21 protein-coding genes and 3 tRNA genes are annotated in these 22,107 nt (G+C 70.4%); 17 read left to right on the forward strand and 7 right to left on the reverse strand.

What is annotated here, in order from left to right; all coding sequences use genetic code 11:
• Positions 1-11: 11 nt before the first annotated feature.
• From C4V41_RS26340 to C4V41_RS26350, 3 genes are read right to left on the reverse strand one after another with little or no spacing between them, the layout of a single operon-like run.
• Positions 12-821: a carbohydrate ABC transporter permease gene (locus C4V41_RS26340; RefSeq protein ID WP_103958609.1), complete on the reverse strand. Its 810-nt coding sequence runs from the start codon at positions 819-821 to the stop codon at positions 12-14.
• A 7-nt stretch (positions 822-828) separates the two neighbouring features.
• Positions 829-1,701, reverse strand: coding sequence for a carbohydrate ABC transporter permease (locus tag C4V41_RS26345; protein ID WP_200824237.1), 873 nt, complete (start codon positions 1,699-1,701; stop codon positions 829-831).
• Positions 1,698-2,999, reverse strand: a complete 1,302-nt coding sequence (locus tag C4V41_RS26350; protein WP_103958610.1) for a glycoside hydrolase family 36 protein — start codon at positions 2,997-2,999, stop codon at positions 1,698-1,700. The genes C4V41_RS26345 and C4V41_RS26350 overlap by 4 nt, the downstream gene beginning before the upstream one ends.
• A gap of 127 nt (positions 3,000-3,126) precedes the next feature.
• Between C4V41_RS26350 and C4V41_RS26355 the strand changes: the two genes are divergently transcribed.
• On the forward strand, positions 3,127-4,281 hold the full coding sequence (locus tag C4V41_RS26355) for an ROK family transcriptional regulator (protein ID WP_103958611.1): 1,155 nt from the start codon (positions 3,127-3,129) through the stop codon (positions 4,279-4,281).
• Here C4V41_RS26355 and C4V41_RS26360 read toward each other — a convergent pair.
• Positions 4,271-5,179, reverse strand: a complete 909-nt coding sequence (locus C4V41_RS26360; RefSeq protein ID WP_103958612.1) for a helix-turn-helix domain-containing protein — start codon at positions 5,177-5,179, stop codon at positions 4,271-4,273. The genes C4V41_RS26355 and C4V41_RS26360 overlap by 11 nt on opposite strands.
• Positions 5,180-5,214: 35 nt before the next feature.
• Between C4V41_RS26360 and C4V41_RS26365 the strand changes: the two genes are divergently transcribed.
• The gene (locus C4V41_RS26365; protein ID WP_103958613.1) at positions 5,215-5,994 is read left to right on the forward strand and encodes a phytanoyl-CoA dioxygenase family protein; all 780 of its coding nucleotides are present in this window, start codon (positions 5,215-5,217) and stop codon (positions 5,992-5,994) included.
• A gap of 6 nt (positions 5,995-6,000) precedes the next feature.
• Here C4V41_RS26365 and dusB read toward each other — a convergent pair whose 3' ends face one another.
• Positions 6,001-7,107 (reverse strand): tRNA dihydrouridine synthase DusB, encoded by a 1,107-nt coding sequence (dusB, locus tag C4V41_RS26370; protein WP_235030389.1) that lies wholly within the window; start codon positions 7,105-7,107, stop codon positions 6,001-6,003.
• Positions 7,108-7,187: 80 nt separating this feature from the next.
• Between dusB and C4V41_RS26375 the strand changes: the two genes are divergently transcribed.
• From C4V41_RS26375 to C4V41_RS26400, 6 genes are all read left to right on the forward strand, one after another.
• Positions 7,188-7,832: an ACT domain-containing protein gene (locus C4V41_RS26375; RefSeq protein ID WP_103958615.1), complete on the forward strand. Its 645-nt coding sequence runs from the start codon at positions 7,188-7,190 to the stop codon at positions 7,830-7,832.
• Positions 7,833-7,888: 56 nt separating this feature from the next.
• Positions 7,889-7,960, forward strand: a tRNA-Gly gene (locus C4V41_RS26380).
• A gap of 19 nt (positions 7,961-7,979) precedes the next feature.
• Positions 7,980-8,053 (forward strand) — tRNA-Cys (locus C4V41_RS26385).
• A gap of 1 nt (position 8,054) precedes the next feature.
• Positions 8,055-8,129, forward strand: a tRNA-Val gene (locus tag C4V41_RS26390).
• 135 nt (positions 8,130-8,264) lie between these two features.
• Positions 8,265-9,725: a family 43 glycosylhydrolase gene (locus C4V41_RS26395; RefSeq protein ID WP_103958616.1), complete on the forward strand. Its 1,461-nt coding sequence runs from the start codon at positions 8,265-8,267 to the stop codon at positions 9,723-9,725.
• A gap of 72 nt (positions 9,726-9,797) precedes the next feature.
• The gene (locus C4V41_RS26400; RefSeq protein ID WP_456093856.1) at positions 9,798-10,811 is read left to right on the forward strand and encodes a LacI family DNA-binding transcriptional regulator; all 1,014 of its coding nucleotides are present in this window, start codon (positions 9,798-9,800) and stop codon (positions 10,809-10,811) included.
• On the opposite strand, the gene arfA is transcribed toward C4V41_RS26400, so the two are convergent.
• Complete coding sequence (gene arfA, locus C4V41_RS26405) at positions 10,798-12,288, reverse strand: arabinosylfuranosidase ArfA (RefSeq protein WP_103958618.1); 1,491 nt, start codon at positions 12,286-12,288, stop codon at positions 10,798-10,800. The two genes, C4V41_RS26400 and arfA, sit on opposite strands and share 14 nt — an antisense overlap.
• 315 nt (positions 12,289-12,603) lie before the next feature.
• On the opposite strand from arfA, the gene C4V41_RS26410 reads away from it, so the two are divergent.
• The 3 genes from C4V41_RS26410 to C4V41_RS26420 are packed head-to-tail and all read left to right on the forward strand — an operon-like array spanning position 12,604 to position 15,682.
• Positions 12,604-13,932: an extracellular solute-binding protein gene (locus C4V41_RS26410; protein ID WP_235030390.1), complete on the forward strand. Its 1,329-nt coding sequence runs from the start codon at positions 12,604-12,606 to the stop codon at positions 13,930-13,932.
• Positions 13,932-14,852, forward strand: a complete 921-nt coding sequence (locus C4V41_RS26415; protein WP_103958620.1) for a carbohydrate ABC transporter permease — start codon at positions 13,932-13,934, stop codon at positions 14,850-14,852. The genes C4V41_RS26410 and C4V41_RS26415 overlap by 1 nt, the downstream gene beginning before the upstream one ends.
• A complete protein-coding gene (locus tag C4V41_RS26420) occupies positions 14,849-15,682 on the forward strand; it encodes a carbohydrate ABC transporter permease (protein WP_103958621.1) in 834 nt (277 codons plus the stop codon). The genes C4V41_RS26415 and C4V41_RS26420 overlap by 4 nt, the downstream gene beginning before the upstream one ends.
• 102 nt (positions 15,683-15,784) lie before the next feature.
• Here the strand turns inward: C4V41_RS26420 and C4V41_RS26425 are convergent, their stop codons facing one another.
• A complete protein-coding gene (locus C4V41_RS26425) occupies positions 15,785-16,465 on the reverse strand; it encodes a DUF6348 family protein (protein ID WP_103958622.1) in 681 nt (226 codons plus the stop codon).
• Between the two features lie 116 nt (positions 16,466-16,581).
• On the opposite strand from C4V41_RS26425, the gene C4V41_RS26430 reads away from it, so the two are divergent.
• The 6 genes from C4V41_RS26430 to C4V41_RS26455 are packed head-to-tail and all read left to right on the forward strand — an operon-like array spanning position 16,582 to position 22,060.
• A complete protein-coding gene (locus tag C4V41_RS26430) occupies positions 16,582-17,439 on the forward strand; it encodes a sulfotransferase family protein (RefSeq protein WP_103958623.1) in 858 nt (285 codons plus the stop codon).
• Positions 17,436-18,614, forward strand: a complete 1,179-nt coding sequence (locus C4V41_RS26435; RefSeq protein ID WP_103958624.1) for a glycosyltransferase family 4 protein — start codon at positions 17,436-17,438, stop codon at positions 18,612-18,614. Before C4V41_RS26430 ends, C4V41_RS26435 begins: the two co-directional genes overlap by 4 nt.
• Before the next feature lie 56 nt (positions 18,615-18,670).
• The gene (locus C4V41_RS26440) at positions 18,671-19,507 is read left to right on the forward strand and encodes a D-alanyl-D-alanine carboxypeptidase family protein (protein WP_103958625.1); all 837 of its coding nucleotides are present in this window, start codon (positions 18,671-18,673) and stop codon (positions 19,505-19,507) included.
• A gap of 18 nt (positions 19,508-19,525) precedes the next feature.
• Positions 19,526-20,026, forward strand: a complete 501-nt coding sequence (locus C4V41_RS26445) for a GbsR/MarR family transcriptional regulator (protein WP_103958626.1) — start codon at positions 19,526-19,528, stop codon at positions 20,024-20,026.
• A complete protein-coding gene (locus C4V41_RS26450) occupies positions 20,023-20,889 on the forward strand; it encodes an alpha/beta fold hydrolase (RefSeq protein ID WP_103958627.1) in 867 nt (288 codons plus the stop codon). Before C4V41_RS26445 ends, C4V41_RS26450 begins: the two co-directional genes overlap by 4 nt.
• Before the next feature lie 10 nt (positions 20,890-20,899).
• Positions 20,900-22,060 carry a WD40/YVTN/BNR-like repeat-containing protein gene (locus tag C4V41_RS26455; protein ID WP_103958628.1) on the forward strand — a complete coding sequence of 387 codons (1,161 nt, stop codon included), beginning with the start codon at positions 20,900-20,902 and terminating at the stop codon, positions 22,058-22,060.
• The last annotated feature ends 47 nt before the right edge of the window (positions 22,061-22,107 follow it).

Raw genomic sequence — 22,107 nt, forward strand, 5'->3', positions numbered from 1 at the left:
CGCTGCCTCTTTTACTTGAGGCCGGTGAGGACCACCGACCTGACGATGTACTTCTGGAAGAAGACGAAGATCGCCACCATCGGCACCAGCGCGATCAGGCTGCCGGCCATCATGAGGTGGTAGTCGACGCCGATGCCGTCCTTGAGCGTGGCGATGGCCACGGTGATGACCTTGGTGTCGTCGCCGCTGGTGATGATCAGCGGCCACAGGAAGCTGTTCCACGACGAGATCACGGTGATGATCGCCAGCGTGCCGAGCGCCGGGCGGCAGAGCGGCAGCATGACGCGCAGCAGGATCGTCATCGGCCCGGCGCCGTCCATCCGCGCCGCCTCTTCGAGCCCGGCGGGCAGGCTCTTGAAGAACTGGCGCATGAGGAAGATCCCGTACGGGGTGCCGAGCACGTACGGCGCGAGCAGGCCGTACCAGGTGTTGACCAGGTCCAGCTCGCGCATGATCAGGAACAGCGGGATCATGGTGACCGCGCTCGGCACCATCATCGTGGCCACGAACAGCCAGAACAGCACGTCCCTGCCCCGGAACCGCAGCCGCGCGAACGCGTAGGCGGCGAACGTGGTGAACACCAGTTGCCCGGCCGTCAGCAGCGCCGTCATCACGGCCGTGTTGAGGATGAAGCGCGGGAAGTCGCCGCCGAGCATGTCCGCCAGGTTGTCCGTGGTCGGCGGCAGCCCGGGCAGCCAGGGCGGGGTCGAGCTGAGCTGCGCCTGCGTCTTGAACGCGGTCAGCAGGACCAGCAGGTACGGGAACACGGAGATGAGCGCGCCGGTGGCGAGGGCGGCATAGAGCAGGATTCGTCTGGTCACGGCCGCCTCAGCTCAGGTCGTAGGTGGTGCGCTTGGAGAAGAACCTGACCTGCGCCAGCGTCACCAGCAGGATGATCACGAAGAGCAGCGTCGACAGTGTGGCGGCGTAGCCGAAGTCGAACTCCTTGAACGCCGTCTGGAAGATCCGGAAGTTGAGCACCTCGGTGCTCTGGCTCGGACCGCCGTCGGTCATCGCGTACACGGTGTCGAAGACTTGGAAGGCGCCGATCAGGTTCGTCACCGTGACGAAGAACATCGTGGGGTTGAGCAGCGGCAGCGTCACCTTCCAGAACCGCTGCGCCGGGGTGGCGCCGTCGGTCTCGGCTGCGTCGTGCAGTTCCTTGGGGATGCCCTGGAGCCCGGCCAGGAAGAACAGCATGTTGTAGCCGGTGTGCTGCCAGACGCTGACCAGCGCGACGGCGGGCAGCGCCCACGCCGGGTCGGACAGCCAGTCCGGGCCGGTGATCCCGATCACCGCCAGGGCGCTGTTGAGCGCGCCGTCACGGGGGTCGAAGATCCAGTTCCAGACGAGGGCGAGGACGATCGGCGTGGCCATCCACGGGACCACGAACAGCGAGCGGTAGAACCTGACGCCCTTGATCCGCCGGTCGAGCAGCATGGCCAGGCCCAGGGCCAGCACGGTCTGGAGCGGGATGCAGAGCAGGACGTAGGCGACGGTGACCCAGAGCGAGTGCCAGGTCTCCCCGTCGGCCGCCAGCCGCGCGTAGTTGTCGAGGCCGACGAACTCGGGAGCCGATAACAGCTCCCAGTCGAACAGGCTGAGCACCAGCACGATGACCATCGGCAGCAGCAGGAACGCCACCACGCCGAACAGGCTCGGGCCGACGAACAGGTACGGGTACCAGTTGTTCCTTCTCACGAAGGGACCTCGGCCGTCGGCACCATGAGCCGCCTGGTGGTCTCCATCCCCCACGCGTCGAGCGCCGCGATCGGGTCGCTCGACCCGCGCAGCCCGCCGGTTGCTTCGATGTGCGCCGCCCACTCCTCCCTGGCCTCGACCTCCGGCCGCAGGATGATGCAGTCGGGGTCGTTCACCCACCAGCGGGCGTGCAGGAACTCGCGCGCCGCGCCGGTGAGCCGGGCGCCGAGCTGGGAGGGCTGGCTGATGTCGCCGGACTTGGGCTGCAGGGTGGGGGCGATGTCCGGGCTGACCCGCATGATGTCGACCAGGCCGATGCTGGGCAGCATCGGCGCGCCGCAGCCGTGCAGCGTGGCCTCGGGGCCCGCGCCCTGGCGGACGAGCTCCAGGCCCAGCCGGTACGCGGCGATCGGGTCGATGTCCTCGTGCCGCCGGCCGTGCAGCGCCCCGGCGTAGAGGTAGTCCATCTTGAAGTGGCCGATGCCCATCGCGGCCAGCGTCCTGAACACCTCGACCAGGTGCGCGGCGGCGTCGGGGTGGGTGACGTCGAGGACGGCCAGGTCCTGGTCCCACATGTGGCCCGCGTACGCGCCGCCGACCAGCCAGTCCGGGTGCTCCCTGAAGATCCGGCCGTGGTGCCCGACGAGGAACGGCGCGGTCCAGATCCCGGCCCGCCGCCCGGCTCCCGTCACGGCGTCCACGGCCCGCCACAGCGAGCCGAAGCCGGGCCGGCCCTCCAGCCAGTCGCCGATCCCGGCCTCGTAGCCGTCGTCGATGAGGAACATGTCGGCGCCCAGGTCGTGGCGCCGCGCGAGTTCGAGGTTCTCGATGACGTCGGCGTCGGTGACCCGGTCCCAGTAGCCGTACCAGGTGCACCACATGGGCGGCACGGCGGGGAACTCACGTTGCTCGGTCATGCCGGCGGCCCAGTCGCGGAGTGCCTGGTCGAGGCCGTTCTCCGCGCGGTGGTGGCGTACGGGGCCGTCGGCGGAGACCACCAGGCGGCCCTGCTCCTCCCGCACCCTGATCGAGGGCACGGTGCGGGGATCGGGCGCCGACCACAGCTCGACGGAACCGTCGCCGGGCTCGATCGCGAGCAGCCCCTCGCCCTGGAAGGATCCCTCAGGCACGGGCGTCTCTGGCCGGTAGGCGAGGACCCGGATCGTCGCGTCGGCCGGGCGCGGCGGGGTGTCGGTCCAGCGGTAGCGGCCCGTGGGGCTCCACGACTGCCAGCCGTGCTCGAACACCCGCGCCTCTTGGGGCCGGCACCTGATCTCACCGACGTCCGCGAACGGCATCAGTCCCTCATTCCTCTCAACTTACGAAGGAGAGCTTTATTAGTAGCACCGAGTTTCTTGGATGGTCAACGGGCCATCTCCTGGCATAATCGTTAATTAACGAGGACTCTTACATTAAGGACGGGCGATGGCGGACCTACGCGGCGGCGACCTGTCCCGCCTGCGGCAGCTCAACTCGCTGACGGCCATCCGCGAGCTCCGCGGGTCCGGGCCGCTCACCCTGTCGGCGCTCGCCGAGCGCACCGGCCTGTCCCGGCCGTCGATGAAGGAGGTCACCGACGAGCTCATGGCGCTCGGCTGGGTCGAGGAGGTGCCGCCGAGCCCCGGCACGATGGGCCGGCCGGCCCGCCGCTACCGCTTCCGCGCCGACAGCGGCTACCTGGTGGGCGTGGACATAGGGGGTCACAACATCCGGGCCGCCCTGTCCGACCTCGACGGTGAGATCCTGGCCGAGACCCGGCAGCCGGTGCTGCCGGACGCCCCGCTGGAGGAGCGCCTGGCCGCGATCGAGCGCGCGGTCTCCGGCTGTCTCGCGCTCAGCCGCACCACGGTCGAGGACCTGTGGACCATCTCGGTGGGCACCATCGGCGTGATCGACGTCGAGGGCCGGGTCATCTTCTCGGCCGCCGTGCCCGCGTGGCGCGACCTCGACCTGGCGGGCAAGCTGCGCGAGATGTTCCCGTGCCAGGTGCTCATCGAGAACGACAGCCGCCTGGCGGCCATGGCCGAGCACCGGCGCGGCGTCGCCAAGGGCGCCCGGGACGTGGTGTTCCTGCACGTCGGGCGGCGCATGGGCGCCGGTCTCATCATCGGCGGCCGGGTGCACAGGGGGTTCGGCGCGGCGGCCGGCGAGATCTCCATGCTGCCCGAGGCCCGCTGGTTCGACGCTCCCGAGCACCTCAACACGTGCGCGTCCGTGCCCCCGGGCACGCCGCCGGAGGACGCGGCGGGCCACACGCTGGCGGCGGCTCGCGACGGCGACCCGGCGGCGATCGAGGCCGTCGAGCGGTACGTCGACGACCTCGCGGTGGGCACGGCCGCGATGGTCCTCATCCTGGATCCCCAGCTCGTGGTGCTCGGGGGCGGCTTCTCGCGCTCGGCCGACGTGCTGCTCGACCGGCTGCGGGAGCGGCTGGAGCGTACGTGCATGCGCATGCCGGAGGTGCGCGCCTCGACGCTGGGCGACGAATGCGTGGTCGCCGGGGCCATCGACTACGCCGTCGACCACCTGGACGACCGGCTCTTCACCCCGGACAGGGGGCCACTGCCGGTCAGCCGGTGACGGGGCGCACGCGGGCGCGATAGTCGCGGGGCGGCAGGCCGTACTCCCTTCTGAAGGCGCGGCTGAAGTGGAACGGGCTGACGAAGCCCGAGGCCGCCGCCACCTGGCCGACGTCCAGGTCGGTGACCTCCAGGAGGCCGGCGGCGTGGCGGACGCGCGCCTGGCGTACGGACTGCATGGGGGTCTGGCCGGTCTCCTCGGCGAACAGGTGGGCGAAGCGGGAGGGTGAGAGGGCGACCGCGCGGGCGAGCGAGGCGACCGAGTGCGGGGCGCCCGGCTCGGCCGCGATGATCGCCAGCACCCGGCGTACGCGCTCGTCGCCCTCCTCCCCCCGCCGCGCCCCCACCGGCCGCGCCGACGCGGTGGCCAGCACCAGCGCCTCCTCCACGGCCCCCATCACCAGCTCCCGCGCAGGGCCGCCGACCACCACGGCAGGCACCCGCGCCTCCCCCGGCACCGGCGCGTCCGGGGCGGGCGCGTCCGGGGTCCAGCGGGAGTCCTGGAGCGCTCGCTCGAACGCCCGGCCGATCCGCTCGTGCACGATCGCCGGAACCCCGGCCACCAGGTGGAGCCCATCCCCCCTCGCGTACGGCCCCAGCCAGGCCGCCCAGGTCGCGCGCGGCTGGAAGTGCACCCACCAGAACCGCCACCTCCCCGCCCCCGCCGGCACCCGGTAGTGCTGCGCCACCCCCGACCCCAGCACCACCAGATCCCCCGGCCCCACCTCGCACGACACCCCGCCCTGCTCGACGAGCCCGGCCCCCGCCTCCGTCCACAGCAGCAGCCAGCTCGGCGAGCCGCCGGCGCGACGGGTCGCGTAGCCTGCCACCTTGTCGTAGTGGCCCACGATCGTCAGCTCGGCAGCAGGAACAGACAGGTCCTCAGCGGTCACAGGCATACCGTTACACGATCCGGCTCTTTAGCGTGAGAGGCATGAGGCTCAACGACTTCCACGATCAGGGGTACCTGCTGGTGCCCGGTCTCCTCGCCCCGGAGGAGGTGGCCGAGCTGCGCGAGGAGTTCATGGCGCTGCACTCCAGGGGTCCCATCCCCGGTCACTTCGCCCCCCAGCCGCAGGAACCCGGCCGGCCGTACGACATCCTGCGCGACTACCCGCGCATCATGCACCCTCATGTGGTGAACGACCTGGCCCTGCGCTACCTGCTCGACACGCGCATCGCCGCCGTGCTCCGCGACCTTCTGGAGGAGGAGCCGATAGCAGCCCAGAGCATGTTCTACTTCAAGCCGCCGGGCGCCAGGGGCCAGGCTTTGCACCAGGACAACTTCTACCTCCGGGTCGAGCCGGGCACCTGTGTGGCCGCCTGGGTGGCGCTCGACCGGGTGGACCGCGCGAACGGCGGCCTGGAGGTCGTGCCCGGCACGCACAAGATGGACCTGTTCTGCCCGGAGGAGGCCGACCAGGACGTCTCGTTCACCAGGGAGTACGTACCCCCGCCGCCCGGCCTCGAACGGGTGCCCGTGGACATGAACGCCGGCGACGTGCTGTTCTTCAACGGCAGCCTGGTGCACGGCTCGGAGCCCAACAGCACGGCCGACCGCTTCCGGCGCAGCTTCATCTGCCACTACGTGGGCCGTTCCGCGGAGCGGATCGCCGAGTACTACCCGACGATGACGATGTCCGGCGAGCGCGTCCAGCTCGAAACGGCCGTCGGCGGCGGCCCCTGCGGCACCGAGGTCAGCGGCCCGCATTAGGAGATGTCAGCCGCCGGACATCTCGAACTCGTCATCAGGGGCCTGGGTGTCCCACGGGTCGTCGAGCCACCCGTCGGGCAGCAGCACCTTGGCCCGCTCGCCCGACTTGCCCCGGGGCGTGTCCGTGTTCGGCGGCCACGGCTGGTCGTGCTCCAGCTTGGCCAGCCCCTCCCGCAGCCCGTCGAGCGACTCGGCCGTGGCCAGCTCGCGCCGCAGCTCGCTCCCGACCGTGAACCCCTTCAAATACCACCCGACATGCTTGCGGAAGTCGGCCACCGCGTAGCGCTCGATGTCGAAGCACTCGGTCAGCCCCTCGGCGTGCCTGGCCATCACCTCGGCCACCTCGCCGAGCGTCGGCCGGACCCGCTCGGGGCCGCCGTTGAACGCGTTCTCCAGATCCCGGAACAACCACGGCCGCCCGAGGCACCCCCGCCCCACCACGACGCCGTCGCACCCGGTGCGCGCCACCATCCTGAGGGCGTCGTCGGCGGACCAGATGTCGCCGTTGCCCAGCACGGGAACCTCGGGCACGGCCTCCTTCAGCCGCGCGATCGCCTCCCAGTCGGCGACGCCGCCGTAGTGCTGCTTCGCGGTGCGGGCGTGCAGCGCGATGGCGGCCACGCCCTCCTCGACGGCGATCCGGCCGGCGTCGAGGTAGGTCAGGTGGTCGTCGTCGATGCCCTTGCGCATCTTCATCGTCACGGGCAGCGGCCCGGCGTTCGCCACCGCCTGCCGCAGGATCCGCCGCAGCAGATTGCGCTTGTACGGCAGCGCCGACCCGCCCCCGCGCCTGGTCACCTTGGGCACCGGGCAGCCGAAGTTGAGATCGACGTGGTCGGCCAGGTCCTCTTCGGCGATCATCTTGACCGCCCGGCCCACGATGTCGGGGTCGACGCCGTAGAGCTGGATGCTCCTGGGCCGCTCCGACTCCGCGAACCTGATCATCCGGAACGTCTTGGGATTGCGCTCGACCAGCGCTCGCGTGGTGATCATCTCGCACACGAACAGCCCCGCGCCCTGCTCCCGGCACAGCATCCGGAACGGCGCGTTCGTGATGCCCGCCATCGGCGCCAGCACCACCGGCGGCCACACCCCAATCGGCCCAATCTTCACCCCCACAGTTGTAGCGCAGGTCAGGCCGTAACCGGTATTCGCGGATAGGCTGTGAGAGGCATCTGGAGTGGAGGGGATGGATGCTTCTTCGAGTGCGCGTCGGGCTGCCCGACCGGCCGGGGTCGCTGGCGCAGGTGACCAAGGTCCTGGGGGCGGCGGGGGCCGACATCACGCAGGTGACCGTGCTCGAACGCGGCGCGGGCATGGCCGTCGACGACATCACGATCTTCTGCCCCGACAGCACGCCCAGGCAGGCCCTGGTCAAGAGCCTGCTGAGCGTCAAGGACGTGACGGTCGAGGGCATCTGGACCACCCGGGAGGCGCCCGGCACCTATCCGGAGCTGGAGATCCTCAAATACATCACCACGGCCGGCGACCGCGCCCTGACCACCCTCATCGACTCGCTCCCTGTCCTGTTCAGCGCCGACTGGGCCGCCACGACCGCCGACGACCGCGTCGTCTACGCGAGCTGGCGGGCCCCGCAGGATCTGACCGTCCCCGGCCAGGTCCCGGCCCGGCCGACGGCCGTCACGCTCCACGGCGGCCTGCACGTCATCCACGCCCCGCTGCCGCCGCTGGCCCTGTCGCTCCTGCTGGCCCGCTCGGAGGGCCCGGCCTTCCACCGCATCGAGGTCCACCGCCTCACCAGGATTCTGGAGATCTTCCTCACCCTGCCCGCCACGGAGCGCAGCGTGGCCCGGCAACTGCGCAAGGACCCCCGCTGAGGCTCGCCACGTAAGCATCCGCTCCAAAAACCCGCTAGAGTTGTGCAAGCAGCTACGCGGAAGTGGCTCAGTGGTAGAGCATCACCTTGCCAAGGTGAGGGTCGCGGGTTCGAATCCCGTCTTCCGCTCGGAGTAGAGATTTGACTCGGTGGCGTGGCCGAGAGGCGAGGCAGCGGCCTGCAAAGCCGTCCACACGGGTTCAAATCCCGTCGCCACCTCCAAGGACGATTAGCTCAGCGGGAGAGCGCTTCCCTGACACGGAAGAGGTCACTGGTTCAATCCCAGTATCGTCCACCAGCTTCACAGCCCCAGCTCACGCGAGCTGGGGCTGCTCTGTTGTACGGGTAGTGAAACTTTCAGCCTCCATTGACACGCCGGACGTGAGCGTTAACAAAGGAGAGCGGAATGTTAGCGCTACCAAGGAGTCCGACGATGATCCGAAGCATCCTGGCGGCCCTGTCGCTCCTCCTCTTAGCCCTGGTCCCCGGCACGGGACCGGCCTCGGCGGCCACGTCGTACACCAACCCGATCAAGTCGCAGAAGGGCGCCGACCCCTGGCTGCAGTATCACGACGGCAACTACTACCTGATCACCACGAGCTTCACGAACACGCTGGTGATGCGCAGGTCGCCGACCCTCGGCGGGCTGGCCACCGCGCCCGGCATCCAGGTCTGGCAGGACACCACGGCCTCCCGCGGCACCAACTTCTGGGCTCCTGAGCTGCACCAGTTCAACGGCCGCTGGTACATCTACTACTCGGCCGGGGCCGTCGGCGCCGCCTGCTGTGACAGTCAGCGCACGCACGTGCTGGAGAGTTCGGGCAGTGATCCGCTGGGGCCGTACGCGTACCGGAGCATGCTGACCGGCTCCAACCTCACTCCGGGCGGGTGGCTGATCGACGCGAGCCCCATGACGTTGAACGGGACGCTCTACCTGCTGGGCAGCGGGTTCATCGCCGGGAGCACGCAGAGCCTGGTGATCGCGCCGATGAGCAATCCGTACACGGTGAGCGGGAGCACGTTCAGCCGGATCTCCAGTCCGGCGCTCAGCTGGGAGACGCAGGGTGGCACGGTCAACGAGGGGCCGGAGGCGCTGCAGCGGGGCGGGCAGACGTTCGTGATCTACTCGGCGAGCGCCTGCTGGGGGCCCGACTACAAGCTGGGGCAGCTCACCTACAACGGCGGCAGCCCGCTCAGCGCGTCCTCGTGGGTGAAGAAGCCGACGCCGGTGTTCCAGCGCTCGGGCAACGTGTACGGCCCCGGCCACAACGGCTTCTTCACCTCCCCCAACGGCGCCGAGAACTGGATCGTCTACCACGCCAACAGCTCCAGCGGCGGCGGCTGCGACAACAACCGCACCACCCGCGCCCAGAAGTTCACCTGGAACTCCGACGGCAGCCCGAACTTCGGCACCCCGGTGGCCACGGGCACCTCGCTGCCCGCCCCGGCGGGAGAGACGGCCGCGACGCCCACCGCGTACACGCTGGTCAACCGGAACAGCGGCAAGTGCCTGGAGGTCGCGGGCGGATCCGGCACCGACGGCGCGAACATCCAGCAGTGGACCTGCAACGGCGGCACCAACCAGCGCTGGCGACTGGAGGACCAGGCCGACGACACGAGCCGCCTGGTGAACGTGGCCTCCGGCAAGGTCGCCGACGTGACCAACTGCGCTTCCGCCGACGGCACCGACATCCGCCAGTGGAGCTGGCTGAACAACACCTGCCAGCGCTTCCGGCTCGTCTACACCGCGACCGGCGGCTGGGTCAGGATCGTCAACGCCGCCACCGGCAAGGTCGCCGACGTGGCCGACTGCGGCACGGCGGACGGCGCCGACGTACGGCAGTGGAGCTGGCTCAACAACACCTGCCAGCAGTGGTCGATCCGGCCGGTGTAGCGGGTCGGCGGTTATGATCGCGCGCTCGCCCCTTTGGCCTGTTAGCGTTACCGCCAAGGGGGGTGAGCCACGGTGAAAGCCAGATCGGGCAGGCCCGCGGTGCTCATGGACGTCGCCGTGCTCGCCGGCGTCTCCACCATGACCGTCTCGCGCGTGCTCAACGCGCCCGACCTCGTACGCGCCGAGACGAGGGCCCGGGTGCTGGCCGCCGTGCGCGAGCTCGACTACCGGCCCAACCAGGCCGCCCGCCAGCTCGTCACCGGCCGCTCCGGTGTGCTCGGCGTGGTCAGCATCGACACCACCCTCTACGGCCCCGCCTCCACGCTCTACTGCATCGAGCAGGCCGCCCGGCACGCCGGCTACAACGTCAGCATCGCCAGCCTCAGCTCGCTCAACCGGCGCTCGATGGAGGAGGGCCTGCAGCGGCTGCGCACCCAGTCGGTCGACGGCGTGATCATCGTCGCCCCGCACGAATCGGCCACCGACGGGCTGCGCCACCTGCCGCCCGAGATGCCGGTGGTCGCGGTGGACGCCGGTGACGACATCCCCGTGCCGGTGGCCAAGGTGGACCAGCGCACCGGCGCCGCCCGCGCGACGAGGCACCTGCTCGACCTCGGGCATGAGACCGTTCTGCACGTGGCAGGCCCCGCCGACTGGCTGGACGCCAACGACCGCATCGAGGGCTGGCGCGGCGTGCTGGAGGCCGCGGGGCGGCCGGTGCCCGAGATCCTGCGCGGCGACTGGAGCTCGCGCTCCGGCTACCAGCTCGGCGGCCGCTTCGCCGCCGATCCCGGGGTCACCGCCGTGTTCGTGGCCAACGACCAGATGGCGCTCGGTGTGCTGCGGGCGCTGCGCGAGGCCGGGCGGCGGGTGCCGGAAGACGTGAGCGTGGCCGGGTTCGACGACATTCCCGAGGCCGCCTACTTCTGGCCGCCGCTCACGACCGTGCGCCAGAACTTCGGCGAGGTGGGCCGGCTCGCCTTCCACCTGCTGCTGGACCGGATGGCGGGCGCCGAGCCGGACGCGCGCCGGCTGGTCGAGCCGGAGCTGGTCGTCAGGGAGAGCACCGGACCTAAGCCAGTCTGATCACGTTCCAGGAGACCGGGGGCAGCAGGATCCGCAGGGGGTCGGGCTCGACGTCCGGATTCGGCCGGGGCGCGATCCGGTCCGGGTCGTCGGCGGTGTTGCGGGCGTAGACGTCCGGGTCGGTGAGCGTGGTGGCCTCGACGACGCGGACGCCTCCGAGCGCCCTGGCGTCGATCTCCAGCGACAGCGGCTCATCGGTCGAGCGGTTGACGGCGAACAACGTCGTGCCCTCCTCGGAGTGCGTGGCCACCGCGTGCACCAGCGGCACCTCGCCGTACAGCTTCGTGTCGTACGACGGCGACACCGGCTCCACCCGCAGCACGTCGCCCGCCGCGTACCGGGACGCCTGCGCGAACGGGTGGAAGGTGGTCTGCCGCCAGGCCCGCCCGCCGGGCTCGGTCATGATGGGCGCGATCACGTTCACGAGCTGGGCCAGCGACGCGGCCGTCACCCGGTCGCTGTTGCGCAGCAGGGTGATCAGCAGCCCGCCGAAGGTCACCGCGTCGGCCAGGTGGTAGTGGTCCTCCAGCAGCGGCGGCGCGACCGGCCAGTCCGTGGGCGGCTCGGCGTTCACGAAGCGGGACAGGTACCAGACGTTCCACTCGTCGAAGGAGATGTCGATCTTCTTGCGCGACTTCAGCCGGGCTCCGACGCTGTCGGCGGTGGCCACGACCGAGCGGATGAAGTACTCCATGTTGGTCGAGCTGGCCAGGAAGCTGCCGAGGTCGCCGTCCTTCTCCTCGTAGTAGGCGTGGCAGGAGACGTAGTCGACCAGGTCGTAGGTCTCCTCCAGCACGGTGGCCTCCCACGCGCCGAAAGTGGGCATACTCGCGCTCGAGCTGCCGCACGCGACCAGCTCCAGCTTCGGGTCCACCATGCGCATGGCGCGGGCGGTCTCGGCGGCGAGCCGGCCGTATTCGAGGGCCGTCTTGTGGCCCGTCTGCCAGGAGCCGTCCATCTCGTTGCCCAGGCACCACATCCTGATGCCGTGCGGCTCCTTGGCGCCGTTGGTGACGCGCAGGTCGGACAGCGTCGTGCCGGACGGGATATTGCAGTATTCGAGCAGGTCGAGGGCTTCGGCGATGCCACGGGTGCCGAGGTTGAGCGCCATCATGGGCTCCACGCCGGCCTTGCGGCACCAGCGGACGAACTCGTCGACGCCGACCTCGTTCGTCTCGGTGCTGTGCCAGGCCAGGTCGAGGCGGCGCGGCCGCTGCCCGACCGGGCCGATGCCGTCCTCCCAGCGGTAGCCGGAGACGAAGTTGCCGCCGGGGTAGCGGACTGTGGACACGCCCAGTTCCCTGGTCAGGTCCAGGACGTCGCGGCGGAAGCCGTCGTCGTCGGCCGACGGGTGGCCGGGCTCGTAGATGCCGGTGTAGACGCAACGCCCGAGGTGCTCCACGAACGTGCCGAAGGTGCGCCGCCGTACCGGGGCGACCTTGAACGCGGGATCGAGGGTGAGCTTGGCCTGATGCACGGATGCTCCTGGTTCGCGGCGTTACGTGCTCCAGATTGTTAGCGCTATCAGGAAGTCCGGTCAAGGGGCGGGGAGTGGCACGGTGATCGCGGCAACCGTTTGCCGACGGGCCTTGACAGGCTGCTTGTTACCGCTAACACTCGGGTAACCCCGCTGAAACAACGGGGTCCACGCGGCGACCTCCGCGACCCGGACGGTACGCCCATGACGCCTTCGCGCCGCGCTGCGCGAGAGGCCCTATTCACGGCTGCCCTGACTCCTCTGATGTTAGCGAGAACATAGCCAAGCGATAGCTCGGTGCAGGAAGAGGCTCACGTGCACGGTCCCCCCATCAACCGCCGGCATCTCCTCGGCGGCAGCCTCGCACTTCTCGGCGCGGCGGCCACGGGCTGCGCCATCCCCGTCGGGCTCGGCTCGTCCCAGACCCGGGTCCAGTACTGGCATTTCCTCGGTGCGAGCGACGGGATCATCATGAACAAGATGGTCCAGGCGTTCGCCAAGGACAACCCGGCCATCTTCGTCGAGGAGAACGTGCTCGCGTGGGGCGAGCCGTACTACACGAAGATCGCGATGGCCGGCTCCGGCGGGCGCTCGCCCGACCTGGCCACCTTCCACCTGGCCCGGCTGGCCGGGATCGGTGCCGGGCGAATCCTCGACCCCATCAACGTCAAGCTGCTGGAGGAGGTGGGCCTGCGGGGCGCCGACTTCAGCCCGCCGATCTGGGAGCGGGCCCACCTCGACGGCGTCCTGTACGCGATCCCGTTCGACGCCCACCCGATGGTGCAGTACTACAACACCGACATCTGCGGGAAGGCGGGCCTGCTCGGCTCCGACGGCAAGCTGGTGCCCACCAAGAACGCCGACGAGCTGATCGCCCAGCTCAACAAGGCCAAGGAGGTCATGGGCGGCAAACCGCCGCTCGCCTTCGACTGCCTCGGTCTCGGCACGGTGGGCCCATGGCGGGTGTGGTATTCGCTGTATCCGCAGAGCGGCGGCACCCTGCTCTCCGACGACGGCGCCACGGTCACCATCGACGACGCCAAGGCGCTGGAGGCGCTGCGGTTCATGGCGCGGCTCGGGCAGGAAGGGCTGTGCGACCCGCGTACCGACTATGGCGCCTCCGTGGCCAACTTCACCAACGGCCAGGCGGCCTTCCTGTGGAACGGCGACTGGGAGACCACCGGGCTCAAGGAGCGCAAGACGCCGTTCAGCATGACCCGTTTCCCCAGCGTCTTCGGCACCGGCGCGGCGCAGGCCGACTGTCACGCGTTCGTCCTGCCGCACCAGCGCAACCGGGATCCGCAGGTGGAGCGGGCCACGTACCAGTTCATCGCGAACCTCGTCAAGAACAGCGCCGACTGGGCGGTGGCCGGGCACGTGCCCGCGTACCTGCCGGCGCTGGAGGAGCCCGACTACCTCGCGCTGCAGCCGCAGTCGGAGTACCGCTCGGTCATCACCGAGGTCGCCCTCGACCCGCAGGCGTGGTTCGCCGGGTCGGCCTCGCGGCTGTGGATCGAGTTCGGGGAGGCGTTCTCTCCGGTCATCAGCGGCGCGCGGACGCCTGAGGAGGGCCTGGCCGCCGCCAAGGCGTCGCTGAACAGGCTGCTGTCCGCCCCGAACCCCTTCCCCGACGAGGAGCGCTAATGGCCACCATCACCGCGGCCCCCGCGACCGCCGCCCCCGTCGCCAAGGCCAAGGTCCGGCGTGGCTGGACCCAGCACGGGCTGCTGTTCGTGGGGCCGTTCCTGCTGATCTACCTGGCCTTCCTGGTCTGGCCGACCGTGCTCGGCTTCCAGATGAGCCTGTCGAGCGTCAACATCGCGGGCGGCAACAACAAGTTCGTCGGGTTCGGGAACTACCTGGAGGCGTTCGGCGACCCGCGCATGTGGCGCTCGCTCTGGAACACGCTGGTCTTCACCGTGCTGAGCACGATCCCGCTGGTCCTCCTGGGCCTGGTGTTCGCGCTGCTGGTGCACAACCTGCGCTGGGTCCAGTGGTTGTGGCGGCTGTCGTTCTTCGGGCCGTTCCTGCTGCCGTCGGCCGTGATCTCGATCCTGTGGCTGCAGATGATCTACCCGCCCGACTACGGCCTGCTCAACGGCACGCTCGGCACCGACGTCCTGTGGCTGAGCGACCCCTCCGTGGCCATGTGGTCGGTGGTGCTGACCACGGTCTGGTGGACGGTCGGCTTCAACTTCCTGCTCTACCTGGCCGCGCTCCAGTCCATCCCGGCGCACCTGTACGAGGCCGCCGCCATCGACGGCGCCTCCTCCTGGGACAAGCTGCGCTCGATCACCCTGCCGCTGCTCGGCCGTACGACGGCGCTCATCGTGGTGCTGCAACTGGTGGCCTCGCTGAAGGTGTTCGACCAGATCTACCTGATGACCGGCGGCGGCCCGCAGGACTCCACCCGGCCGATCATCGAGTACGCCTACGACGTCGGCTTCACCGGTTACCGCATCGGCTACGCCTCGGCCGTGTCGTACATCCTGTTCGTCCTGATCGTCATCGTCTCCCTGGCGCAGCTCCGGCTGTTCCGCAAGCGCGAGGAGGTCGCGTCGTGACCAAGCGGTTCAGCTTCAGCCAGGTCGTCCTGCTGGTGGTGACGCTGGTCCTGGCGGCCATCTGGCTCGCGCCCATCGCCTGGGCCGTGGCCACCTCGCTCAAGCCCGAGAGCGAGACGACCAAGATCCCACTGGAGTGGATCGGCAGCGAGATCACCTTCGACTCCTACGAGCTGGTCCTGGGCACCGGCGGGATCGTCAAGTGGGCGATCAACTCGACCGTCACCGCGGTGGCCGTCACGTTCATGACCGTGCTGTTCTCCGCGATGGCGGCGTACGGGTTCGCCCGCACGCAGTTCAGGGGCCAGCGCGTGCTGCTCGGGGCGATCCTGGCCGGGATCATGGTGCCGCCGCAGGTGCTGATCGCGCCGCTGTTCGCGGAGATGGTGGCGTTCGGCCTGGTGGACACCTGGTGGGCGATCATCCTGCCGCAGGTGGCCGCGCCGCTGATCGTCTACATCCTGTTCAAGTTCTTCCAGGACGTGCCGCCCGAGCTGGAGCAGGCCGCGTTCGTGGACGGGGCGGGCCGGTGGCGGGTGTTCTTCACGATCGTGCTGCCGCTGTCGCGCCCGGTGCTGGCGGCCGTGTCGATCTTCACGTTCATCAACACCTGGAACAACTTCCTCTGGCCGTTCCTGGTGTCCACCGACCCGAACACGATGACGCTGCCGGTGGGCCTGGCCAACGTCGTCCAGGGCACGTTCGGCCTGCGGTACGCGCAGATCATGGCCTCCGTGGTGCTCGCCGGGCTGCCGCTGCTGGTGGTGTTCGTGCTGTTCCAGCGGCAGATCGTACGCGGTGTCGCGCACACCGGCCTGGCCGGTCAGTGACCCGGGTACGAGCAGGTACGGGAGGGCCGGGCGTGCCGTAGCCCGGCCCAGTCGACGCGGTCGAGATCGCCGAGCGGCTCATCCCTGCGCGAGATCGTGGCGTCACGGCTCTTCGTCGTGCCGGACCAGCAGCATGAAGGTGCGGGCGTAGGAAACGCCGGTCTGGAGGCGGGGCCAGCCGAGCTCGGCCAGCACCCGGGACCCCGCCTCGTGATAGACGCCGTCCACCCGGATCTCCGCGGCCTCCGTGTCCTCTCCCCCGCCGAAGAACGCCTTGACGCCCACCAGGCGGTCCCGGCCGACCGTGTCCTTCAGGGCCGGGGCCAGGTCGGGGAGGAGCACGTGCTGGACCGCCCACCGCTGGACGGCGTCGTGGTCGTCGCCCGTGCCCCAGCCGACGATGCCGCCGTGCACGGCGTGCCGGCCCGGGAAGCCGTGGGGGTCGCCGGGGGCGAAGTGGCCGGCGTGCGAGCCGTCCTGGACGAGGAGTTCGAGCAGCGCGCTGCCGGTGGTGCCGAGCCACAGCCGGACGGCCCGGTCCACGGCCTCCTCGGTGGTGGCGCCGTAGCCGGCCACGCGGTCGCCGATGCTGGTGTCCGCGTTGAGCTGGAAGTCGAGATCGAGGTGGTACGGGTCGCCGGTGTGGCCGCCGAGGGTCACCGCCGCCGAGCCGGGGCCCTTGGCCCTGCCGTCCTCGACCCGCCACGGCCGGCCCATGGCCGCGCTCAGATGTCCGGCCACCATCCCCAGGACCACGTCGTCCGGTAGCCGTTCCTCGCCCATGCCCTACCCCTCGGTCAAGATCAGCAGCTCGACACCTGCAAGGCTAGCGGTCTTGATCATCGGGCGGTCCGGCGCTCCCAGGGAATCACCAGGAACAGGCGGTAGTCTGCGTCGGCATGAACTGGCAGCGGAAGATGAACAAAGCGCTGGTCAGGTTCACGGGATTCCAGATCGAACGTGCAGGGAAGAAGGCGCCCGCGGCCGAGGCGCCCCTGCCCGTTCCCGAGACGAGAGCGCCCGCGGATCCGGCGATCGACCGGCTGCTCGAAGCGCCCGTGTTCCTGCTCTCGCCGGTGCGCTCCGGATCGACCCTGCTGCGCTCGATTCTGAACGCGCACTCGGCCCTGCACGCGCCGCACGAGCTGCACGTACGGCGGCTGCGGGTGCAGTTCGACACGAACCTGGCCGCCAAGGCGATGGCGGCGCTCGGTCACAACCAGGCCGACCTGGAGCACCTGCTGTGGGACCGCGTCCTGCACCGGGAGCTGGTGCGCAGCGGCAAGCGGTACATCGTGGACAAGACCCCCGCCAACGCCTTCGCCCACCAGCGCATCGCCACCTGCTGGCCCGACGCCCGTTTCGTCTTCCTGCTGCGCCACCCGGCCTCGATCGCCACCTCCTGGCACGAGGCCGGCCCGGACAAGCGCACCCCGGCCGAGGCCGCCGCCGACGCCCTGCGGTACATGAAGGCCGTCCAGCGCGCCAGGGCGGCGCTGCCCGGCCTCACGGTCAGATATGAGGAGCTCAGCGCCGAACCCGAGCGGGTGACGCGGGAGATCTGCGCGTTCCTGGAGCTGGAGTGGGAGCCGGGGATGCTCTCGTACGGCGAGCAGGCCGTCATCGAGAAGGGGCTCGGCGACTGGCGCGACAAGATCCGCTCCGGCACCGTGCAACCGGCCCGCGAGCTGCCCCCGGCGGATCAGGTCCCGGACGTGCTGAAGCCGATCAGCCGCACCTGGGGGTATCTGACGTGAAGATCCGCTACCTCATGCTGCACGCCTACGGCATGGGCGGCACCATCCGCACCGTCGTCAACCAGGCGAACGCGATGGCCGCCGCCGGTCACGAGGTGGAGCTGGTCAGCCTGGTACGCCGGCGCGAGATGCCCCAGTTCCGGCTGGACCCCCGCATCACCGTCACCACCCTCGTGGACCAGCGCACCGGCCGGCTGCCGGACTCGATCGGCCGCAGGGCGTGGCGCCGGGTGCGCGGGAAGATCGTGCCGCGCGGCGAGTTCGCGGCCGACTACTTCACCGAGCGGGTGGAGTGGGCGGCGATGGAGTACGTGTCGGGTCTGCGGGACGGCATCCTGGTGACGACCCGGCCGGCGCTGAACCTGATCGCCGCCCGGCGTACCCCTAGAAATGTCATCAAGGTGGCCCAGGAGCACATGAACCTATCGGCCTACCCCGACACCATCCGCAGGGAGATCGCCCGTCATTACCACCGGTTCGACGCGATCTGCGTGCTGACCGGGACGAACCGGCTGGAATACCAGCGGCTGCTGCCCGGCACCCCGATCGTGCAGATCCCGAACGCGGTGCACAAGGTCGAGCAGGAACGTTCCCAGCAGGTCAATCCCGTCGTGATCGCGGCCGGGCGGCTGGTGCCGCAGAAGGGGTTCGATCTGCTGATCGCCGCCTTCGCGCAGGTGGTGCCCGAGCATCCGGAGTGGCGGCTGCGCGTCTTCGGCACCGGACCGCGCAAGGGGCAGCTCGCCGGGCTCATCGAGCAGTACGGGCTGGGCGAGCACGTCGAGTTGCCGGGGCGTACCGAACGGATGGAGCGGGAACTGACCGACGCCTCCGTGTACGCGCTGAGCTCGCGTTTCGAGGGCCTGCCCATGGTGATGATCGAGGCCATGACGCACGCGCTGCCCGTGGTCGCCTTCGACTGCCCGACCGGCCCCAAGGACGTGCTGACCGACGGCGTGGACGGCGTGCTGGTGCCGCCCAGGGACGTGGACGCGCTGGCCGCCGCGCTCAACCGGGTCATCGCCGACCGGGAGCTGCGACTGCGCATGGGCGAGGCGGCGGTCGTGACGTCGCGGGCATACGGGCCCGGCGTGGTGATGCCCTTGTGGGAGAGGCTGTTCTCGGAGCTGTCGGAGGACCGCCGCGCCGTGCGAAACCACTGGTCAGCCCGCTGAAAAGATTTACCTCATTTCGTTAAACGCACCCCAAATCGGGCGGCACGCTGGGTGCCATGCGTATCCGTCACGTCGTCCCGGCAGGTCTTTTCGCCCTGGTCACCGGGCTGGCCGCGCCCGCGCACGCGGACACTCCGGCCGTTCACGGCCAGGCCGCCATCCTGCTGGACGCCACCTCGGGTCAGGTGCTGTTCAGCAAGGAGGCCGGCGAACGTATGCCGATCGCCAGCCTCACCAAGACCATGACGGCATATGTCGTACTGAAAACCGCCAAACCCACGGACGTGGTCCGGATCGACTCCGCGGACGTCGCGTACGCGGAGGACGGCGGCGGCACCACCGCGGACCTGCGCGCCGGCGACCGTCTCACGGTCGGCGAGCTTCTCTACGGCCTGATGCTCCCTTCGGGCGCCGACGCCGCCCACGCGCTGGCCCGCACGTACGGCCCCGGCGTCGGCGGCTTCGTCACCAAAATGAACGCCACCGCCCGCGAGCTGGGCATGAACGACACCGCATACGTCAACGCCGACGGCCTGCCGATGCCCGGCGGCGACGGCTACTCCACCGCCAGGGACCAGGCCGTGCTGGCGGCCAGGGCGCTGGCGGTGCCGCTGATCAAGCAGACGGCCGCGACCCGTCTGCACTCCCTGGACGCCACGGCCCAGCACCGTTCCTATAGCTGGCGCAACACCAACAGGCTGCTGGGCACGCCGGGCGCGGTCGGGCTGAAGACCGGATTCACGCGGGCGGCGGGCTACTGCCTGGCGTTCGCGGGCGAGACGAACGGGCGGCGGCTGGTCGGCGTCCTGCTCGACGAGTCGGTCTCCAGCCGGCGCTTCACCACGGCCGAGGAGTTGCTGGAGTGGGGCCTGAGCGTGCGCTCATTGCAGTAATGACTGTAACCTCTGGCAATGAGCACTCCCCCGGAAGCAGAGCTGGAGTTCGTCGATGACGTCGCCGGGTTCTTCGCCCGGGAGGGCATGCCGCTGATCGCCGGCCGGGTGATCGGCTGGCTGCTCATCAGCGACCCGCCGGAGCAGAGCGCCGCCGAGCTCGCCGACGTGCTGCGGGTCAGCCGGAGCTCGATCAGCAGCGCGACCCGGCTCCTGACGCCCAGCGGGCTCGTCAAAGGGGTGCGGCGGCGGGGGGATCGCCAGGAATACTTCCGCATCGAGCCTGACGGGTGGAGCCGGATGCTGGCCGCCCGCTACGCGAAGACGGCCGCGTTCCGGGAGATCACCGAGGCGGGCCTGCGGACGCTCGCGAACGGCACGTCCGAGCGGCGGGAGCGGCTGGCCGGGGTGAACGAGCTGTACCGGTTCCTGGAGGAGGAACTGCCGGCGCTGTGGGAACGGTGGGAAGCCCGGCGAGACGGCGGCCCGCGACCTTCCCACCGGGAAGACCGGAGATGACCGGCCTCCGTGGCACGTACCTCCCCTCCCCGGAAGGCCGGCTGCACGTCTATGAGGCCGGTGACCACGGCTCACCTGTGCTGCTCCTGAGTGGCGCCGGGGTGGACAACGCGCTGCTCAGCTGGCGGCACCTCATCCCCGTGCTGGCCCAGGAGCACCGCGTCCTCGCGCTCGACTGGCCGAAGCAGGGCAGGAGCCGGCCCTGGGAGGGGCCGGCCACCCACGCCCGCATGCTGCGCTGCGTCACCGACGTCCTCGACCGGTTCGGCCACGACTCGGCCGCCCTGATCGGTCTGTCCCAGGGCGGCGCGCTCACCCTCGCCTACGCCATCGAGCACCCCGAACGCGTCGACCGGCTCGTGGCGCTCGCGCCGGCGGGCATCCTGTCGTTCCCGCCCGTCGTGCACCAGTTGCTCCGGCTCACCGCCAAGCTGCCGCTGCTCAACCGGACGCTGCCGAGGGCCATGTTCGGGACGAGGGAGGGCATCGCGCGGTTCGCCAGACGGGCGCTGTTCGCGGGGCCGGTGGCCGACTTCGAGGAGGTCGTGGACGAGATCGCCGCCGAGGTGCGCGACGGGGGCGCGGGCTCCTCCGACTGGCAGAACGCCTCCATCGGCCCGTTCCGCATGCGTGTCGACCTCCGGCCACGCCTGTCCGAGATCGCCTGCCCTTCCCTGCTCATCCAGGGCGATCGGGACGTCGGCGTACCGCACGCCCGCACGCGAGCCGCCGCCGCCCTCATCCCCGGCGCCCGCTTCGAACTGCTCGAAGGCGTGGGCCACTGGTCCAGCCGTCAGGCACCCGAACGGGTCAACGCCCTGATCGCCGGATTCCTCATGGACGGTGCTGATCCTTTGGGTTAGTTTGCCCGACATGAAGCTTCGAATCGCGTTAAGCGCGCTGTCAGCGGCAGCCGTTCTCGCCACCCCGCTGCCCGCCCAGGCCGGCGCCACTGACATGACCGACGCTGCCGGCACTGCCAGTACGGCCGGCGCTGTGGACCGCGCCGGCGCTGCCGGCACCGTCGGCGCGGTCGGCACCCCCGCGCTCGGCTGGGAGCTCAAGGCGACCGGGGTGACGGCGCGCCTGCGTGGTCTGTCGCCCGTCAGCCGGGATGTGGTGTGGGCGTCGGGCTCGGCCGGCACCGTGCTGAGGACCGTGGACGGCGGGCGGAGCTGGCAGAACGTGTCCCCGCCCGACACCGCCGCGCTGCAGTTCCGCGACATCGAGGCGTTCGACGCGCGCAGGGCGGTGGCGCTGTCCATCGGCTCGGGTACGGACTCGCGCGTCTACCGGACCGAGGACGGCGGACGTACATGGACGGAGACGTTCAGGAACGACGAGCCGAGGGCGTTCTACGACTGCCTGGCGTTCTTCGACCGGCGGCACGGGCTGGCCATGAGCGACCCGGTGGACGGCAGGTTCCGGATCCTGGCCACGGAGGACGGCGGGCGGAGCTGGCGGGTGCTGCCCTCCGACGGGATGCCGGAGGCGCTGCCGGGCGAGGCCGGGTTCGCGGCGAGCGGGCAGTGCCTGGTCGCGTCGGGCAGCCGGGACGTCTGGCTGGCCGGCGGTGGGGCGGAGCGGGCGCGGGTGTTCCACTCGGGCGACCGTGGCCGTACCTGGACGGTGGCCGACACGCCGATCCCGGCCGGAGACCCGGCGCGCGGCGTCTTCGGCCTGGCCTTCCGCGACCGGCACCGGGGCATCGCGGTGGGCGGGGACTACCGGCCCGAGCAGCAGTCACCCAGCGCGGGCGCGGTGACCGGCGACGGCGGCACCACCTGGCGACCGGCCACGACTCCCCCGCCCGCCTACCGCTCGGGCGTCACCTGGCTACCGCACCTGCCGTTCGCGGCCATCGCGGTGGGGCCGTCGGGGAGCGACGTGACGTATTCGGGCGGGCGCCGGTGGGAGACGTTCGACAGCGGCTCGTTCGACACGGTGTCCTGCACACGCGACCTGTCGTGCTGGGCAGCGGGCGAACAGGGCCGCGTCGCCCGCCTCAAACTGAAGCGACCCGGTTCAGGCTGAACAGCCCGGCTCACGCCGAGCTGGCCCGGCGCACGCTGAAGCGGCCC

This window comes from Nonomuraea solani (genome assembly GCF_900108335.1).
GTDB classification, from domain to species: Bacteria; Actinomycetota; Actinomycetes; order Streptosporangiales; family Streptosporangiaceae; genus Nonomuraea; species Nonomuraea solani.

What these genes read in the sequence shown, in the direction of transcription:
- C4V41_RS26355 (WP_103958611.1), top strand. Translation starts at nt 3,127, where the DNA reads ATGGCGGACCTACGCGGCGGCGACCTGTCCCGCCTGCGGCAGCTCAAC.
- C4V41_RS26375 (WP_103958615.1), top strand. Translation starts at nt 7,188, where the DNA reads ATGCTTCTTCGAGTGCGCGTCGGGCTGCCCGACCGGCCGGGGTCGCTG.
- C4V41_RS26365 (WP_103958613.1), top strand. Translation starts at nt 5,215, where the DNA reads ATGAGGCTCAACGACTTCCACGATCAGGGGTACCTGCTGGTGCCCGGT.
- C4V41_RS26430 (WP_103958623.1), top strand. Translation starts at nt 16,582, where the DNA reads ATGAACTGGCAGCGGAAGATGAACAAAGCGCTGGTCAGGTTCACGGGA.
- C4V41_RS26425 (WP_103958622.1), bottom strand. Translation starts at nt 16,465, where the DNA reads ATGGGCGAGGAACGGCTACCGGACGACGTGGTCCTGGGGATGGTGGCC.
- C4V41_RS26455 (WP_103958628.1), top strand. Translation starts at nt 20,900, where the DNA reads ATGAAGCTTCGAATCGCGTTAAGCGCGCTGTCAGCGGCAGCCGTTCTC.
- C4V41_RS26415 (WP_103958620.1), top strand. Translation starts at nt 13,932, where the DNA reads ATGGCCACCATCACCGCGGCCCCCGCGACCGCCGCCCCCGTCGCCAAG.
- C4V41_RS26450 (WP_103958627.1), top strand. Translation starts at nt 20,023, where the DNA reads ATGACCGGCCTCCGTGGCACGTACCTCCCCTCCCCGGAAGGCCGGCTG.
- C4V41_RS26395 (WP_103958616.1), top strand. Translation starts at nt 8,265, where the DNA reads ATGATCCGAAGCATCCTGGCGGCCCTGTCGCTCCTCCTCTTAGCCCTG.
- C4V41_RS26360 (WP_103958612.1), bottom strand. Translation starts at nt 5,179, where the DNA reads ATGCCTGTGACCGCTGAGGACCTGTCTGTTCCTGCTGCCGAGCTGACG.
- C4V41_RS26445 (WP_103958626.1), top strand. Translation starts at nt 19,526, where the DNA reads ATGAGCACTCCCCCGGAAGCAGAGCTGGAGTTCGTCGATGACGTCGCC.
- C4V41_RS26350 (WP_103958610.1), bottom strand. Translation starts at nt 2,999, where the DNA reads ATGCCGTTCGCGGACGTCGGTGAGATCAGGTGCCGGCCCCAAGAGGCG.
- C4V41_RS26440 (WP_103958625.1), top strand. Translation starts at nt 18,671, where the DNA reads ATGCGTATCCGTCACGTCGTCCCGGCAGGTCTTTTCGCCCTGGTCACC.